We start from the raw sequence: 15,421 nt of genomic DNA, 5'->3' as shown, positions 1-15,421 counted from the left end.
TCACTATGCGTGTTCCGTCATACGCTCTCGGAAATCTTCCGGAACGGGTGAAATTATCGAGTTACGTCAGACGCCTAGCGTCTTCGTGATCGATGAATCGTCATCGGTTATCCCCCTGCGATCTCTGTTCGAACTGCGGCCGGCCATTTCTGGACTCCGCACCATGGCGTGCGCATCGACCTCGATCTCATCGCGCGCGGCCCGCTCGTTGCGTGGCGAACCTGTCTCCCTCGCGACGGATCGATTTCGGCCGTTGTGTTCACGCCGTCCTCCCCCAACTAACTCTTGCGCACCAGGCTTACCGGCGCGGCGGATTCGGTCTGCGTCCCAGCCTCGCGGCTGCGTGATCTCCCTCGCGGCCTGAACGGCGTCGTGCCACGACGCGGCACCGCCGGGCCGACGACGCTCAGGCCATACCCGTGAAGGCCTGCGACGGCCCCCACGTGATCGGGAAAGAGTGCGATCTCCACCGCGCCGAGATCCTTCAGGATCTGTGCTCCGATGCCGTAATCCTGCGGGTGAAGATCGGCTCTGTGGCTCGGGCTCCCGGCGGCGATGCTCGCCGAGAGAGCCTCGGGCCGCGTATCGCCGATCAGCACGGCGACGCCGCGCCCCTGACCGTTGATCCGGGCCATGGCGTCATGGAGCACAGAGCCCGACGTGCCACCCAGCACATCGGCGATGAGATCCATCCTATGCAGTAAGGTCGCGTCGGGTGATCCGGGTGGACGTCGCCTTTGACGAGAGCGATATGCTCTCCTTCGTCCACTACGTCGCGATAGACCAGGGCGCGCCACGTGCCGAAGGCCGGATGGCTGACGGTCTCCTTTGCGACCTGGCGGACCAGGGTCTCGTTTCGCCGCCGATATGCGATGAGATCGGCGATCGTACCGATTTTCAGACCGTGCTGCCTTGCGAAGGAAACGAGATCCGGTAATCGCGCCATCCCTCCGTCTTCGCTCATGATCTCGCAGATCACGCCGGAGGCATCGAGTCCGGCGATGCGCGCCACATCGACCGCCGCCTCCGTATGGCCGGGCCGCTTGAGCGTGCCGCCGTGGCGGGCGACCAGCGGGAAGACATGGCCCGGCGTCGTGATGTGAGAAGCGCTCGTCTCCGGGTCGATCGCAACAGCAATCGTATGCGCCCGGTCAGCCGCGGAGACCCCGGAGACGATCCCGCTGGAAGCTTCGATCGAGACGGTGAACGCGGTCTCGTGCTGGGCCTCGTTCCGCGCCGACATGGGCGGCAGATCGAGCGCATCGACACGCTCCTGCGTCAGCGCCAGACAGATCAGCCCCCGCCCGTAGCGCGCCATAAAATTGATGGCTTCGGCTGTTGCGAACTGAGCCGGGATGATGAGGTCGCCTTCGTTCTCGCGATCCTCGTCGTCGACCAGGATGAACATCCGGCCGCGCCGGGCTTCCTCGATGATCTCCTCGGTGCTGCTGATGCAGCATTCATCGGCCGGACGTGCCGGCGCCTCCAGTCTCGCCTGTGAGGACCCCGCGGTCATTCCGCCGCCTCGAGTGCGCTCTGCACCGCCCGGCGGCCAAGCAGGAGAGAGGCCGCCTCGCTGGATGCCCGCTCGATGCGGTCCAGCATGGCCTGACCTTGAATCTTGCCGTCCTCGAAATCCGCCGGACCACCGTAGAGACCGGTCGCGACCGTCTGGATATTGAAGAACCCCAGCAGCGGGCGGAGCTGATGCTCGATGGCCAGACCATGCAACGGCGAACCGCCCGTCGCGGCAACCACCGCGGTCTTGCCGGCCATCGCCTCCCGGTCCACGAGATCGAAATAATGCTTCAGGAGGCCCGTATAGCTGCCCCGGAAGATCGGCGATCCGACGATCAGCAGGTCGGCCTGTTCAGCCGTCCGCAGCGAGGCCTCGCCCCGGGGCGTGACCTGACTGCGGTCCAGCGCGCAGAAGATGTCCTTCCAATCCGCCGCGAGAGAGACCTCCTCGACCCGGCTGCCCAGCAGCTTCTCGGAAACGGAGTGGGCGGTCGCCCGCAGCAACACGCCCGTGCGCGAAAGCGGACTGGGACTGCCGTTGACGGTGACGATCAGGCACATGGGCCACTCCTCTCGTTCTCGGTCGCGTCGTGGGCGGACACAGGCTCCTCCGTTGCTCGGTGTAAGGCCTTGCCCGCCCGCCTTGGGGCTCAGCCCTGCAGAAGGTTCTGCCGCAGGGTCTTGCCCGAATATTCCGTCCGTAGACGTCCGCGCCTCTGAAGCTCGGGCGTCACGAGATTTGCGAAATCCTCGAAGCAGCCGGGCGTGTAGGTGGCCGCCAGCATGAAGCCGTCCGCGCCGCCCTCATCCATGAAGTATTCCATCTGGTCGGCGATATCCTTCGCCGTCCCGACGAGCCGCGGCATGCCCATGCCTTGCGCGTAGATCAGCGCTGCTTCCTTCACGGTCAGCGGGATCTTGCCTTCCGGGTCCTTGGCGTAGATGAGGGATTCGAAAAGGCCCTGGATGCCGGGCACCTCGATGTTCTTGATGTTCTCGTCGAGATCCATCGTGGAGAAGTCGAGGCCGAAGTGGCCCGAGATCCAGGCGAGCGCGCCTTCCAGCGGGATGCAGGAGACGATGCGCTCGTACTTCTCTTCCGCCTCGGACCGCGTCTCCGCGACAACGGTCTGCAGGCCGTAGATATACTTCACGCTGCCGGGCGCTCGGTTGAACTTGGTCTCCAGCCGCTCATCCAAATCGCTCGCATACTGACGCATGCGCTCGACATTCGGATGCACCGCGAAGATCGCTTCGGCGTGCTTGGCGGCGAAGTCGCGCCCGCGATCCGACGAGCCGGCCTGCCAGAGCACCGGGCGCCCCTGAGGCGACGGCGAGCAGAAATGGCGACCGTGACATTTGAAGTATTTTCCGTCGTGCTCGACGATCCGGACCTTTTCGGGATCGGCGTAGATCCCGCTCTCCTTGTCGGCGACGATGGCGTCCGGCTCCCAGGAGTCCCAGAGCTGGTAGCAGACGTCCATATACTCTTCCATCTTCTCGTAGCGCTCGCCGCGCGGCGTCATCTCGACGTGGCCGTAAGCCTCCCACTCGCTCTTCGAATAGGAGCTCACCACGTTCCAGGCGACGCGGCCCTCGGTGAGATGGTCGAGGCTGGAGAGCAGCCGGCTCATGGAGTAGGGGTGCACGAACATCGTCGACAGGGTGACGCCGACGCCGAGATGTTCGGTGGCGCCGGTCACGATGGTCGCGATGGTGGACGGCTCGTGGGTCGGGCACTGGACCGCGTACTTCACGGTCGCGTCGGAGCTGTTCTCGTAGGTGGAGTAGGGCGCAAGCTCATCGGCGATGAACATGGCGTCGAAGTAACCGCGCTCCATGGTCTGCGCCATGTGCCGCCAATAGGACGGGGTAGAGAAGTCGTAATTGACCTTGTCCTGAACATTCCTCCACATGCCCGTGGCGTGGCTATTCACGCCGTGCTGGATGAAACCCAAGAGATGGGCCTGTTTCTTACTGGCGTTTGACATATTACATTCCAAGGTTGCGGATTGAATTGGAGCCGGCCTCGGTGGCCGGCGACGGATTCCACCAGCCGCTTCTCAACGGCCGGACGACTCTTTTCATGAAGAGCTCGGCGTCTCGCATCGGGTCGTCGAACTGGCAGATGATGCGGTTTATCCCCATCTCGGCGAGGTCGCCGATCCGGGCCTGGATCTCCTCGAAACTGCCGACGAGGCCGAGTTCGAAGCCGGCGTTCGAGTCGACCATCTGTTCTTCCTCGAGATCGGCCCAGGCGGCGCCGCCCGACTGATCCATCACGCCGCGGAAGAACGCGATCGTGTCGATATTCCGCTTTGAGACTACGTCGGCGGCCCGTCGCTTCGCCTCGTCGGAGCTCTCCGCCCCGAGCACGTAGGCATTTGCGGCGATGGAGACTTCACGGCCGCGCTTGGAGGCTTCCCGACGCACGGCCTGGATCTGTTGCACAAGGTCGTCGTCGTTCATGCCGTTCACGAAGAGGCAGTCTCCCCGTTCGGCGACCAGATTGACCGCGCGATCCGAATGTCCTGCGACCCACACCTCGGGCATGGCCCCTTCACGGAAACCGAAGGTCGGGATGATCTCCGTATCTTCGCTTCCGGATTGTTCTCCGGAGGAGGCGGTCGCGATCCTGGCGGCGAGCTCCCCGGTGCTCATCCCGACGGGCGGGTGGAAGAGACTGTCGATCGAGCGCAGGAAGGCTTCCGCGCGGTCGTAGCGCCGGCGATGGTCGAGCCAGTCGACGCCGGACACGTCGAACTCCGTCTTCCACCAGCCGCAGACGATGTTCATCGCAACAGGCCGGCGCGCGATCTTGGTGAGCGTATCGAGCATGCGGGCGACCAAGATCGGCGACCGAAAACCGGGCTTGATCGCTCCGCATAACCCGATGCTCTCCGTCGTCGCCGCGACAGCGGAGAGCATGCTCCAGGCGTCGGCAACCGCCTGCTCGGGACCGTGGATGCAGTTCAGAAGATTCTCCGAGGCGTAGAGGAAGTCGAACCCGAGCCCCTCCGCATGCTTCGCGATGTCCAGACAATTGGCCACGTCAGGCTCCGCTGACTGATCCGTTACCCGTAGCCATCCGCCATAGACCGGAAGCCACACACCGAACTGCATTTCGCGAGAAGGGCCCAAATTTTCGCGGGACGACATGATCTGAGATGAAGCCTTTTTATGCTTGTGTTCACGCACAGATCTGAGCCGGCGACACCCCTGAAGAAGACCTGCCGGCCAGAGGCCCGCGATCGGTATTTTCGGTCTGCTTCACGAGATCGATTTGTGCTCTTTCGCGTCTGTGTAACTGCCTCTAAGCCTATTGCACGAGGTCGGGGTGTCAACGAAAAAACACAATAAAATCATTGGGTTACATAATGCATCGCACTTCCTCTTATGCATTCGCAGGTTGATTGTGAGCGGCGCTTATGGCCCATAAAAAACGGTTATGTGGCGTCTGTGGCGCGGCGCTCCGCGGCGGTTTGAGCGCGGGATCTGGACGCACGAAAACCCCGTCGGCGAGGGCCGGCGGAGTCGGTTCCGAAGAGAGCGAAAATGGTGTCGGGCGATGTCGTCCCGACCGTGAATTGCGCGCCGCCCTAATAGGCTCGCGCCGGCTGGGATCGACCGGCGCCAACCGGCGCCGCGTCATGCTCCAGTTCATCCGCAGCTTCCGCGGCGAATTCTTCGCGGAGCGGCCGGATGACGTTCTTCATGAAGGGGCCGGCATCGCGCATCGGATCGTCGAATTGGAAGACGACCTTCTCCACACCGATACCGCGCAACTCCCGCAGACGATTGCGGACATCCTCGAAGCTGCCGATCAGCCGCGCTTCGAACCCCGCATTTGAATCGACGAGCTGCTCGTCGCTGAGGCCTTCCCAGGCAACCGATCCGGAGTTCAGCATGACGTCCCGAAAATACTCGATGGACTCGGTGTTGCGCTGGGTAATGACTTCGCGGTAGCGGGCCTCTGCCTGAGCCCGGGTCTCGGTGGCGATGACGTACGCATTGATTCCCACGCTCACCTCGCGGCCCCACCGCATGGCCGATTGGCGCGCCGCCGCGACGTGCCGCTTCAGCGCGGCATCCGTCATTCCGTTCAGGAAGAGGCAGTTCGCCCATTCGCCGGACATGCGCAAGGCGTCCTCCGAATGTCCACTGATCCAGATCTGGGGAAGGGCGTCGGCATCGAGCCCATAATTGACCGGCGCGTGGAGACGGGCGCTGGTCGCCGTGCCGTCGGACACCTGGTTCGCCGCCGGGCGGGGCGGCTGATATACGCGATGCAGGCTTCGCAGGAAGGATTCGGCCCGTTCGTAGCGGCCTGTGTGATCGAGCCATGGCACGCCGGAAAGATCGAACTCTTCTCGCCACCAGCCACAGACGATGTTGATAGCCACGGGCCGGCCGGCAATCTGCCTCAGCGTGTCGACCATCCGGGCAACCAGAAACGGAGACCGGAACCCCGGCTTGATCGCGCCGACGAGCCCCACTTTGGAGGTGGTCGCCGCGATCGCCGTCAGCAGGCTCCAGGCCTCCGCCACGGCCTCGCCGGGCCCGTGGATGCAGTTCAACAGATTTTCCGAGGCGTAGAGAAAGTCGAACCCGAGGGCTTCCGATTGCTGGGCGATCGCCAGGCACGACGCGATGTCCGGCCCGGTCGGCTGATCGAGGCTCCTCAACCAGCCGCCATACATGGGCAGCCAGATCCCCAGCTCCATCGTCGGCTTTCTCGTGGACTGCATCGCGTTCCCTTTAGCTGCCGCGGTCGAACCGGTCTTCCGCAAAGAATGCGATGCCGTTGACCGCCGCGGTAACGATCGTCAGGACCGGCGCGACGTAGATGAAAGCAGGCGCTACGCCCATCAGGCCGATAATCGTTGCGGCGGCAAGCACCGCGAGGGCGACCGGCCATCCGTACCGCTGGATATCCTTACTATCGTCGACCTCGACGGTTTGGTCATTGTGACTTCGCATCGCAGCAATCGTACCGTGGGTGTAGCCCGCGAAGAACAGAGCCGTCGCAATGGCTCCGAGCACTAGGAACACGATCAAGAGAGTGGTCATAGCTTCAGTTTCCTATCGATCGAATTGAACAGGGTGATGTGCCGGCGCGCGAACGCGCCGGCACGATTGCCTCTCAGCCCTTGGCCTGGGAGAGCTGGTCGTCCGACAGCGGCTCGTCCTCGGTGAGCTTGGCCATGTCGAACGTCTTGTTCAGGAGCAGCCCTGCCGTGACCACGACGCCGCCGCTGATGCCCAGGATTGTCAGGGTCCCGATCAGGTCGCCATAGACCGAGCGAAGCGGCATGCCGATCGCGATCGCCAGCGCGATGCCGGCCACGAAGCCGATGGTGTTGGTCCGCGGCCAGGCGATCGCCAGGACGAGCGGCAACAGGATCGACGTCTTGAGCGCGTAGGTGGTCAGCACCAGCGATGTGAAGTCGACCCCCGAGAGCACGATGGCCGCGGCGATGATGCCTCCGAGCAGCATCGACAGCTTGGTGACGTAGAACAGGGTGGATTCCGTCGTGCCCGGGAAGAAGCGCTTCACGATGTCGACGGCGACGATGGACGAAAGCGCCGAGCTCGCACCGTCGATGGTGGAGTAGCAGGCCGCCAGGATCACGAACACGTAGGCGATGATGATCGCCATCGGCAGTCCGAGATGGGAGACCACATACGGGCCGATCGCGACGATATCGCCACCGATATCCTCAGGGGTCAGCCCGTAGGCCAGGCCCACCAAGCCGAGCGCACCCAAGCAGATCGGGATAGGGTAGAAGAGCATTCCCGAAAGCATGAAGGTGCGCCCGACTTGATTCGGACGGAGGGCCCAAACCTTCTGCCAGAAGGTCTGGTCTGCCACGGTCGCCGCCAGCAAGCCGAAGGCGAGCGTGATTCCGAATCCGGACGCCGCGGCGCCCTGAAAGATTGAGAGGTCGGTGGGATCGGAGGCCTCCACCGCGCTGAAAACGGCGGTCGCGCCGCCATCGATCTGGCTGAACACCGCGACCACGACGATCGCGGCCGGCACCGTGATCATCCAGGTGTTGATCGTCCCGGTCATCACGGCCGTCCAGAGACCGCCGAAATAGGAATAGGTGAGCACCACGGCGACAGTCAGCAGCGTCGCCCACCGCCAATCGATCGGGAACACCGTCGACATGACGACGGACGTGCCTTTCAGGTTGATCAGGATCTCAAGCAGGATGCCGAAGATCATGGTCGCGGTGACCACCGTCGTGGCGATTTGCGACTGGCCGAAGCGGTGAAAGACGAATTCGCTGATCGTGTAGCCTTCGGGCATGCGGCGCCTGAGAATGCGCGCAAGCGGAATCACCGCCATGACGGCCAGGCCGTTCGGCACGACGAACCAGAACAGCCCCGACAGACCCCACTGGAACGTCATGGCACTGCTCATCATCACGGCCATGGCCCATGTCCAGACCGAGATGATCGATCCGACGCCAAAGCCCAGCCCGACCCGTCGGTTGGAGATGATGAAGTCATGGGTGTTGTGAACGAGGTTCCTGCGGATCAGATATGCGATCCCCAGAAAGATCACCCCCGGTACAATCATGAGGCAGAGACCCAGCCCCGTGGTTAGCCCGGGAGAGAGAGCCAGCGCAGCTTTATCCACGGCTTGATTCCTTTCCTTAATCCAGAGCGAAGCGCTGCAAACACTTTGAAAATCAAGCGCTAAGCAGCCTTTGGACTATGGTTAGCAAAGGGTGTGCCAAAGCCGGGGAGGACTCGGCGGAATGCGCGAAGACGGGCTTGCCGGGCGTGAAAGCCGGTCTTCCCTTTCAAATTTCAACCAGTGGTGAAGGCCTCTCATTAGCAGAATTCATCAAGAGGAAATCTGGCTAATGGGTCCTCGGTGTTCGCCGGGAAGGGGGCTCCGCTCATGACCTGAGCTACTGGGTTGAACCGGGGCTGCCTCAATTTTACGCATGGGAGTGACCTGCCTAAGGCTTGGGCTTAGCCGTCCCAAATGGTGTAGGATTGGACCATGCCGGGTATGCTCGGCGCTTCAGCACAAACGCCGGCCAATTCGCAGGGACAGATTGAGAGACCGATGACCCTTGAGCAGCTCAGGATTTTCGTGGAGGCGGCGCGCTTCGGCAGCTTCACCGTCGCGGCTCAGCAGCTCGGCCTTACCCAGTCCGCGGTCAGCATCTCCATTCGCAAGCTCGAGGAAGAGCATGGCGTGAGCCTTTTCGATCGCGTCGGCCGGCGCGTGGTCGTTTCGGAGGCCGGCCAGGTGCTGCTCGGGGAGGGCGAACGGATCCTGAAAGACATCGGCCTCACGGCGCTGCGCGTTCAGAGCTACAAGGAGGATGCGCGTCCGCGTACGGTGATCGCCTGCTCACATAACGCTTACGATCAATGGATCCCGGTGATCCTGTCGAGGATGGGCCGGCAGGCCGAGCTGCCGGATATCGACCTGCTCCGGGGCAGCGCCACCGATGTCACCGCCTGGGTCATGCGGGGCACTGCGGATGTCGGCCTAAGCGAGGTCGTGCCCGGGCATACGACGTTCCATTACTTCGACGTCTTCCGCGACAGCCTCATCCTCTGCGCATCGCCGGACCATCCCCAAGCCACGAACGCGGCCTTCGACTGGGCTGACCTTCCCCATTGCGCGCCGGTGATCTGGGAAAGGGGCACCGACCTGGAACCGGTCATCCTGCAGGCCTGCGATGAGCAAGACATCGATCGCAGCGCCCTGGGGCAGGAACGGCTGAGGCTTGTCAGCACCGCCGCGGTGGCATGCCGGCTTCTCGGCGAGCCCACCCTCGCAGGCTTCGTCACCGAGAGCGTCGCCCGGCCTTATCTTGCGGCAGGCGAGCTGACGCGCCTGGGCCGGATCGAAATCCCGGTTCCTTACTGGGCCTTCGCCCTTCGCCATCGGGATATCGAAGGTCTGGCGAGCCTGATCTCCGACGCCGCAACCACGCCGGCCAAACCGGCGCGGGTAGCGGTGCCGGCCTGATCCCTCCGTTCGCGGGGCCAGCCCCCCCCCGGCGCGGCTAGCTCATCTGCGGAAAGGCGAACTCGGCGCCCTTCGACGTGCCGTCGGGCCAGCGCTGCATGGCGGCCTTGTGGCGCGTGTAGAACCGCACGCCTTCGGGACCGTAGATATGCTGATCGCCGAACAGGCTCCGCTTCCAGCCGCCGAAGGAGTTGAACGCCATGGGCACCGGCAGCGGCACGTTGATACCCACCATGCCGACACTGATATTGTGGGTGAACTCCCGCGCCACCCCGCCATCGGCGGTAAAAATGGCGACGCCGTTGCCGTATTCGTTGGCCTCGATGACCTCCACGGCAGTCGCAAGGTCCGGCACGCGCACCACGCAGAGCACGGGGCCGAAGATCTCTTCCTTGTAGATCGTCATCTCCGGGGTCACCCGGTCGAACAGGGTGCCGCCGCAGAAATAGCCATCCTCGTAGCCGGCGACTGTGTACCCGCGGCCGTCGACCACGAGCTCGGCCTTCTCCTCCACGCCCTTCGCGATCAGGCTCTCGATGCGCGCCTTGGCGGCCCCGGTCACCACCGGGCCCATCTCGGCGCCATCGACATTGCCTTCCGCGATCTTGATGTCGCGGACGCGCGGGGCGAGCTTCTCGATCAGCCGGTCGCCCGTATCGCCCACCGCGACGGCGACCGAGATCGCCATGCAGCGCTCGCCGGCCGAGCCGTAGGCGGCGCCCATCAGGGCATCGCAGCACTGGTCGAGATCGGCGTCGGGCATGACGACCATATGGTTCTTCGCGCCGCCCAGGGCCTGCACGCGCTTACCGTGGGCCGTTCCTGTCGCATAGATATATTCCGCGACTGGGGTCGAGCCCACGAAGCTGACCGCATCCACGTCGTCGTGCTTCAGCAGGCCGTCCACGGCGACCTTGTCGCCCTGGAGAACGTTGAAGGCGCCCTTGGGTAAGCCGGCCTCGGCCAGCAGGTCCGCCAGCACCAGGCTGGGCGAGGGGTCGCGCTCGGAGGGCTTAAGAACGAAAGTATTGCCGGCTGCGAGCGCGATCGGGATCATCCAAAGCGGCACCATGGCCGGGAAGTTGAACGGGGTGATGCCCGCGCACACGCCCAGTGGCTGGCGGATCGACCAGGCGTCGATGCCGCGCGACACCTGCTCGGTGTATTCGCCCTTCAAGAGCTGCGGGATTCCGGTCGAGAACTCGACCACGTCGATGCCACGCGCCACTTCGCCCAGCGCATCCGCCAGCACCTTTCCGTGCTCTCGGACGATATGCTCGGCCAGCAGGGTGCGGTGCTCCTGCAGCAGATTGAGGAAGCGGAACATGACCCGTGCGCGCGAGACCGGAGGCACCCGAGACCAGGCGGGGAAGGCGGCCCTGGCGGCCGCCACGGCCGCGTCGATCTCCTCTTCGCCCGCCATGTCGACCTGGCCCACAGCCTTGCCGAGCGCCGGGTTGAACACGTCGGCCGTCCGGCCCGACGACGACGGGATCCGCACGCCGTTGATGTAATGGGGGACCCGGTAGCCGGCCGCGTCGGCAGCCTCGTCCGCCGGGCGGACCTCGTCTTGCACTGACATCTTCGCTTCTCCTTGTTCCCGCACTGGGCGCATCCGCGAAGGACGCAGCCGGTCGGATGAAATCTCTGCCGAAAGCGGCCCTTTCGCTCAGGCGGCCGGGCTTGTGACGCTGGCGATGGCGTCGCCCAGCGTCGCGCACATGGTCTGCAGCTCGTCATCGGTCGAGATGAAAGGCGGCGCCATGGCGATTGTTTCGCCCGTGAAGCGCACCAGCAGCCCGGTCTGAAGCGCGCGCTCGAAGACCCGCATGGCCCGCAGGCCCGGCTGCCCTTCGAAAGGCTCCAAGTCGACGGCCGCCGCCAGCCCGAAATTGCGGATGTCGACGATGCCGGGCGTGCCCTTGAGGGCGTGGATGGCGGTCTCGAGCACCGGCTCCAATTCGGCGGCCCGCGGAATCAGCCCGTCGCGCTCCATGACGTCGAGGGTCGCGTGGCCCGCGGCCGCCGCCATGGGATGACCCGAGTAGGTGTAGCCGTGATAGAGCTCCACCGCTTCTTCCGGGCCGGACATGTAGGCGTCGTAGATCTCGTCGGCGACGATCACGCCGCCCATGGGAATGACGCCGTTGGTGACCGCCTTGGCGAAGGTCATCATGTCCGGGCGCACGTTCAGGCGCTGGGACGCGAAGTTGGCGCCAAGCCGGCCGAACCCGGTGATCACCTCGTCGAAGATCAGTAGGATCCCGTGCTTGGTGCAGATCTCCCGCAACCGCTCCAGATAGCCGACCGGGGGCACGACCACGCCCGCCGAGCCCTGCATGGGCTCCACGATCACCGCAGCGATGGTGGAGGCGTCGTGTAGCGCGACCAGCCGCTCCAGATCGTCCGCCAGATGGGCGCCCCATTCTGGCTGCCCGTGGGTAAAGGCCGTCTGCGCGCGGTCGTAGGTGTGGGGGAGGTGGTCGACGCCGTTCAGCATCAGCGGCGCGAACATCTTGCGGTTCGCCGTCATGCCGCCGGCGGAGATGCCACCCATCCCGACGCCGTGATAGCCGCGCTCGCGGCCGATGATGCGGGTCCGGTGGGCCTCGCCTTTCATGCGGTGATAGCCGATTGCGATCTTGAGCGCGGTATCGACGGACTCCGACCCTGAGTTCGCGAAGAAGACGTGGTCGAGGCCGGCCGGCGCCATGTCCGCGACCCGTGCCGCAAAGCTCAGGGTCGTCGGATTGCTCATCTGGAACGCGGTCGCGTAGTCCAAAGTCTCGGCCTGGCGCTTGATGGCCTCGGCAATATGAGCGTTGCCGTGGCCGAGCGGGCAGCACCACAGCCCGGACAGGCAGTCGAACACGCGCCGCCCGTCCGCCAAGGTGTAATAGGCGCCCTCGGCGGAGGCGATGATGCGCGGGTTGCGCTTGAAATACCGGTTCGGCGTAAAGGGAAGCCAGTAATTCTCAAGGCCGTCCCTGTTGCCGGAAGTTACGAGATGTTCGTTCAAGGGATTGCTCCAGGTCAGGCGGCGAGCGGTTTCAGCGCTGTCATGGGCGCGACGTAAGGATGATTGAGAGCCTGGGAGACGGGCTCGTTGGTCACCATCCCGTCATGCACGTTCAGCCCGTTGAGAAGATGCGGGTCGGCCTTCAGGGCTTCCAGCCCCCCGTCCGCCAGCGCAAGCACGAAGGGAAGCGTCACGTTGTTCAGCGCATAGGTCGAGGTGCGCGGCACCGCGCCCGGCATGTTGGCGACGCAGTAATGGACGACTTCGCCGACGCGATAGCTGGGCTCGTCATGGGTGGTCGGCCGCGAGGTATCGCAACAGCCGCCCTGATCGATGGAGATGTCCACGATGACCGAGCCGGGCTTCATATTGTCGATGATGTCCCGGGTGATCAGCTTGGGCGCCGCGGCGCCCGGCAGCAGCACGCCGCCGATCACCAGATCGGCCGTAGTGCAATGCTCCTCGAGCGCTTCGCGCGTCGAGAACAGCGTGTTGAGCTGGCTTCCGAACTGGCGCCAGAGAGTCCGCAGAACGTCAACGTCCCTGTCCAGGCACCACACCTCCGCGCCGAGGCCGAGCGCCATCTGGATCGCATGGGTGCCAGCCACGCCGCCGCCGACCACCAGAACCTTCGCCCGCTCCACGCCGGGCACGCCGCCCAGCAGCGTGCCGCTTCCGCCATGGGCCTTCTCGAGGAAATGCGCGCCCGCCTGGATGGAGAGCCGCCCCGCCACTTCCGACATGGGCGCAAGCAGGGGCAGGGTGCCCTTCGCCGACGTCACCGTCTCATAGGCGATGCAGGTTGCCCCGCTGGCGATCAGATCGTTCGTCTGGTCCGGATCGGGCGCCAGATGAAGATAGGTGAAGAGGATTTGTCCGGGACGCAGCATCTTGCGCTCCACGGCCTGAGGCTCCTTCACCTTCACCACCATGTCCGCCAAGCCGAAGACCTCTTCCGCGGTGGAGACGATCCTCGCCCCGGCCGCCTCGTAATGCTCGTCGGCCGCACCGATGCCGGCGCCGGCGCCGGTCTCGATGAGCACCTTATGACCGCGGTCGGTCAGCTCCCGGACATTGGCGGGCACCAGGCCCACCCGGTACTCCTGGACTTTAATCTCTTTCGGAACACCAACGATCATGGTCGGCCGCCTCTTGCTTCGCTCTCTCGCGAGTTTGTCGTTGCCGCGGGGATGAATTGCAGCATGCAGAGACAGTAATCTTCGGGGCGGACATAACCAATACAGTGAACCAATACAGATCGTCGATTTACAGCAAACTGTATTGGTCTATATCATGCGACGTATCGGCGGCAGAGGAAGGCTTTCTCTATGAGCAACGTCGCGGGCCTGAAGACGGAAAAGCAGAGCCGAACGGGGCGCTCCGACGAAAATGTCGGGCGTGCGCGCCTTGGCCAGGGCCTGCCGCCCGTGTTCGTCGAGATCGATCGGAGCAGCGATCATCCGCTCGTGGACCAGATTTGCTCCCAGATTGAAGAGGCGGCCGACCGCGGCGCCCTGGCTGCGGGAACCAAGCTTCCCTCGGTCCGCAAATTGGCCAAGCAGCTGGGCGTGAGCGCCTTCACCGCCGCCTCCGCCTACGAACTGCTCACCACCCGGCACGTCGTCGCGGCGCGGCGCGGCGCGGGCTATTTCGTCCTTCAGCGCGGCAGCGTCGTTCCACCGCCCGCGCGCACCCCAAAGGCGACGACGGTCAGTGATTCCTGGCTGTCCTCCGACGTGTTCACCCATGGACGCCGGTTTGCATCGCCTGGCTGCGGCTGGCTGCCGGCCTCCTGGTATTCACAGAAGACGGTGGTCGGCGATGCCCTGCGGCGCGTGGCCCGGTCAAAGACCGACCATCTGGTGAATTACGGTCAGCCGGCGGGGTTCGACCGGCTCCGGCAGCATATTGCCCGCGAACTGAGCGAGCGCTCCCTGACCGTTTCGCCGAATCAGATCGTGCTGACCCACGGCGTAACCCATGCGATCGATCTGGTGGTGCGGACCTGTCTGCGACCCGGCGATGCCGTGCTGGTGGAGAATCCGGGCTACGCGAACTTCAACAGCTTGGCCTCACGCCATGGCTGCAAGCTCCTGCCTGTAAACCGCGGCGCCGGCGGTCTCGATCTCGATGCCGCGGCGGAGCTGGCCGAAACCTATCGGCCGAAGGCGATGTTCGTGACCACCGTCCTGCAGAATCCCCTCGGCACGACCCTGCGCCCGACGGATGCATTCCGGCTGCTCTCGCTCGCGGAGCAGTTCGATTTTCTGGTCATCGAAGACGATATCGCACGTCGATTCGGCACCGATTACGATCCCTGGCTGGCAGCCATGGACGGATTGTCCCGGGTGATCTCGGTCAACGGCTATTCCAAGACGATCGCCCCTTCGCTGCGGTCCGGATACCTGGCCTGCAACGACGCTCTGGCGCAGGAAATCCTGCAGACGAAGATGCTGACCGGACTCACCACTTCGGAGATCACCGAACGTATCGTGCTGGAAGTCCTTTCGGATCCGAACCATCGACGGTCGGTGGATCAGATCTCCACACGTCTCACCCAGGCGCGGGAAGCTTACAGGCCGGTGCTGGAGGATGCCGGGCTGACGCTGCTGACTGAACCTGATGGGGGAATGTTTTTGACAGCCGGCTGGCAGGTGACGCCGACCGAGACCTGCAATGCCCGGCGCATCGCGGAAGATGCCCTCAAGGAAGATACGGTTCTGGCGCCGGGAGATTTCTTCTGCGTTTCGCCGCCTGAGACGATCTGGTTCCGCTTCAACGTGGCCCATCAGGACACCGAGCAGTTGCAGAACTTCCTGCGCGACGTTCCGAAACGCTACGGCTTCGCAGGCTGAGGAACCGCGATCGGGACGGCGCGGGTG

The 15,421-nt window shown here is 64.2% G+C and carries 13 protein-coding genes; 2 read left to right on the top strand and 11 right to left on the bottom strand.

The genetic code is table 11. The features are described 5' to 3' along the window. Positions 1 to 278 precede the first annotated feature (278 nt). The 8 genes from A7A08_RS16710 to A7A08_RS04280 all read right to left on the bottom strand — a co-directional run bounded on the left by A7A08_RS16710 (position 279) and on the right by A7A08_RS04280 (position 8,164). Positions 279 to 692: a GTP cyclohydrolase II gene (locus A7A08_RS16710; protein WP_245290795.1), complete on the bottom strand. Its 414-nt coding sequence runs from the start codon at positions 690 to 692 to the stop codon at positions 279 to 281. Further along, positions 593 to 1,516 carry a 3,4-dihydroxy-2-butanone-4-phosphate synthase gene (ribB, locus tag A7A08_RS04310; RefSeq protein ID WP_069094229.1) on the bottom strand — a complete coding sequence of 308 codons (924 nt, stop codon included), beginning with the start codon at positions 1,514 to 1,516 and terminating at the stop codon, positions 593 to 595. Before ribB ends, A7A08_RS16710 begins: the two co-directional genes overlap by 100 nt. Then, entirely contained in the window at positions 1,513 to 2,079 is a 567-nt protein-coding gene (locus A7A08_RS04305; protein ID WP_069094228.1) for an NAD(P)H-dependent oxidoreductase, read from the bottom strand. The genes ribB and A7A08_RS04305 overlap by 4 nt, the downstream gene beginning before the upstream one ends. A gap of 89 nt (positions 2,080 to 2,168) precedes the next feature. After that, complete coding sequence (locus tag A7A08_RS04300) at positions 2,169 to 3,509, bottom strand: LLM class flavin-dependent oxidoreductase (RefSeq protein WP_069094227.1); 1,341 nt, start codon at positions 3,507 to 3,509, stop codon at positions 2,169 to 2,171. 1 nt (position 3,510) lies between these two features. After that, entirely contained in the window at positions 3,511 to 4,641 is a 1,131-nt protein-coding gene (locus A7A08_RS04295; RefSeq protein ID WP_069094226.1) for an LLM class flavin-dependent oxidoreductase, read from the bottom strand. Between the two features lie 476 nt (positions 4,642 to 5,117). After that, on the bottom strand, positions 5,118 to 6,266 hold the full coding sequence (locus A7A08_RS04290) for an LLM class flavin-dependent oxidoreductase (protein WP_069094225.1): 1,149 nt from the start codon (positions 6,264 to 6,266) through the stop codon (positions 5,118 to 5,120). A gap of 10 nt (positions 6,267 to 6,276) precedes the next feature. Beyond that, on the bottom strand, positions 6,277 to 6,588 hold the full coding sequence (locus A7A08_RS04285) for a hypothetical protein (RefSeq protein WP_069094224.1): 312 nt from the start codon (positions 6,586 to 6,588) through the stop codon (positions 6,277 to 6,279). A 73-nt stretch (positions 6,589 to 6,661) separates the two neighbouring features. Further along, positions 6,662 to 8,164 carry a sodium:solute symporter family transporter gene (locus tag A7A08_RS04280; protein WP_141693832.1) on the bottom strand — a complete coding sequence of 501 codons (1,503 nt, stop codon included), beginning with the start codon at positions 8,162 to 8,164 and terminating at the stop codon, positions 6,662 to 6,664. Between the two features lie 438 nt (positions 8,165 to 8,602). Here A7A08_RS04280 and A7A08_RS04275 point away from each other — a divergent pair, with 438 nt between their 5' ends. Beyond that, positions 8,603 to 9,520, top strand: coding sequence for a LysR family transcriptional regulator (locus A7A08_RS04275; RefSeq protein WP_069094222.1), 918 nt, complete (start codon positions 8,603 to 8,605; stop codon positions 9,518 to 9,520). A gap of 37 nt (positions 9,521 to 9,557) precedes the next feature. On the opposite strand, the gene A7A08_RS04270 is transcribed toward A7A08_RS04275, so the two are convergent. The 3 genes from A7A08_RS04270 to ald all read right to left on the bottom strand — a co-directional run bounded on the left by A7A08_RS04270 (position 9,558) and on the right by ald (position 13,678). Then, positions 9,558 to 11,102, bottom strand: a complete 1,545-nt coding sequence (locus tag A7A08_RS04270; protein ID WP_069094221.1) for a CoA-acylating methylmalonate-semialdehyde dehydrogenase — start codon at positions 11,100 to 11,102, stop codon at positions 9,558 to 9,560. 87 nt (positions 11,103 to 11,189) lie between these two features. Continuing rightward, positions 11,190 to 12,539 (bottom strand): omega-aminotransferase AptA, encoded by a 1,350-nt coding sequence (gene aptA / locus A7A08_RS04265; protein ID WP_069094220.1) that lies wholly within the window; start codon positions 12,537 to 12,539, stop codon positions 11,190 to 11,192. Positions 12,540 to 12,553: 14 nt separating this feature from the next. Further along, positions 12,554 to 13,678 carry an alanine dehydrogenase gene (gene ald, locus A7A08_RS04260; RefSeq protein WP_069094219.1) on the bottom strand — a complete coding sequence of 375 codons (1,125 nt, stop codon included), beginning with the start codon at positions 13,676 to 13,678 and terminating at the stop codon, positions 12,554 to 12,556. Between the two features lie 189 nt (positions 13,679 to 13,867). On the opposite strand from ald, the gene A7A08_RS04255 reads away from it, so the two are divergent. Further along, complete coding sequence (locus tag A7A08_RS04255) at positions 13,868 to 15,394, top strand: aminotransferase-like domain-containing protein (RefSeq protein ID WP_083226418.1); 1,527 nt, start codon at positions 13,868 to 13,870, stop codon at positions 15,392 to 15,394. Positions 15,395 to 15,421: the final 27 nt, after the last annotated feature.

It is taken from the genome of Methyloligella halotolerans, assembly GCF_001708935.1.
GTDB classification, from domain to species: Bacteria; Pseudomonadota; Alphaproteobacteria; order Rhizobiales; family Methyloligellaceae; genus Methyloligella; species Methyloligella halotolerans.
This window is presented reverse-complemented; position numbering and strand designations above follow the sequence as displayed.

Bases quoted from the DNA above. Each gene is read 5' to 3' on its own strand.
- A7A08_RS16710 (WP_245290795.1), bottom strand. From the start codon at position 692: ATGGATCTCATCGCCGATGTGCTGGGTGGCACGTCGGGCTCTGTGCTC.
- ribB (WP_069094229.1), bottom strand. From the start codon at position 1,516: ATGACCGCGGGGTCCTCACAGGCGAGACTGGAGGCGCCGGCACGTCCG.
- A7A08_RS04305 (WP_069094228.1), bottom strand. From the start codon at position 2,079: ATGTGCCTGATCGTCACCGTCAACGGCAGTCCCAGTCCGCTTTCGCGC.
- A7A08_RS04300 (WP_069094227.1), bottom strand. From the start codon at position 3,509: ATGTCAAACGCCAGTAAGAAACAGGCCCATCTCTTGGGTTTCATCCAG.
- A7A08_RS04295 (WP_069094226.1), bottom strand. From the start codon at position 4,641: ATGCAGTTCGGTGTGTGGCTTCCGGTCTATGGCGGATGGCTACGGGTA.
- A7A08_RS04290 (WP_069094225.1), bottom strand. From the start codon at position 6,266: ATGCAGTCCACGAGAAAGCCGACGATGGAGCTGGGGATCTGGCTGCCC.
- A7A08_RS04285 (WP_069094224.1), bottom strand. From the start codon at position 6,588: ATGACCACTCTCTTGATCGTGTTCCTAGTGCTCGGAGCCATTGCGACG.
- A7A08_RS04275 (WP_069094222.1), top strand. From the start codon at position 8,603: ATGACCCTTGAGCAGCTCAGGATTTTCGTGGAGGCGGCGCGCTTCGGC.
- A7A08_RS04270 (WP_069094221.1), bottom strand. From the start codon at position 11,102: ATGTCAGTGCAAGACGAGGTCCGCCCGGCGGACGAGGCTGCCGACGCG.
- ald (WP_069094219.1), bottom strand. From the start codon at position 13,678: ATGATCGTTGGTGTTCCGAAAGAGATTAAAGTCCAGGAGTACCGGGTG.
- A7A08_RS04255 (WP_083226418.1), top strand. From the start codon at position 13,868: ATGAGCAACGTCGCGGGCCTGAAGACGGAAAAGCAGAGCCGAACGGGG.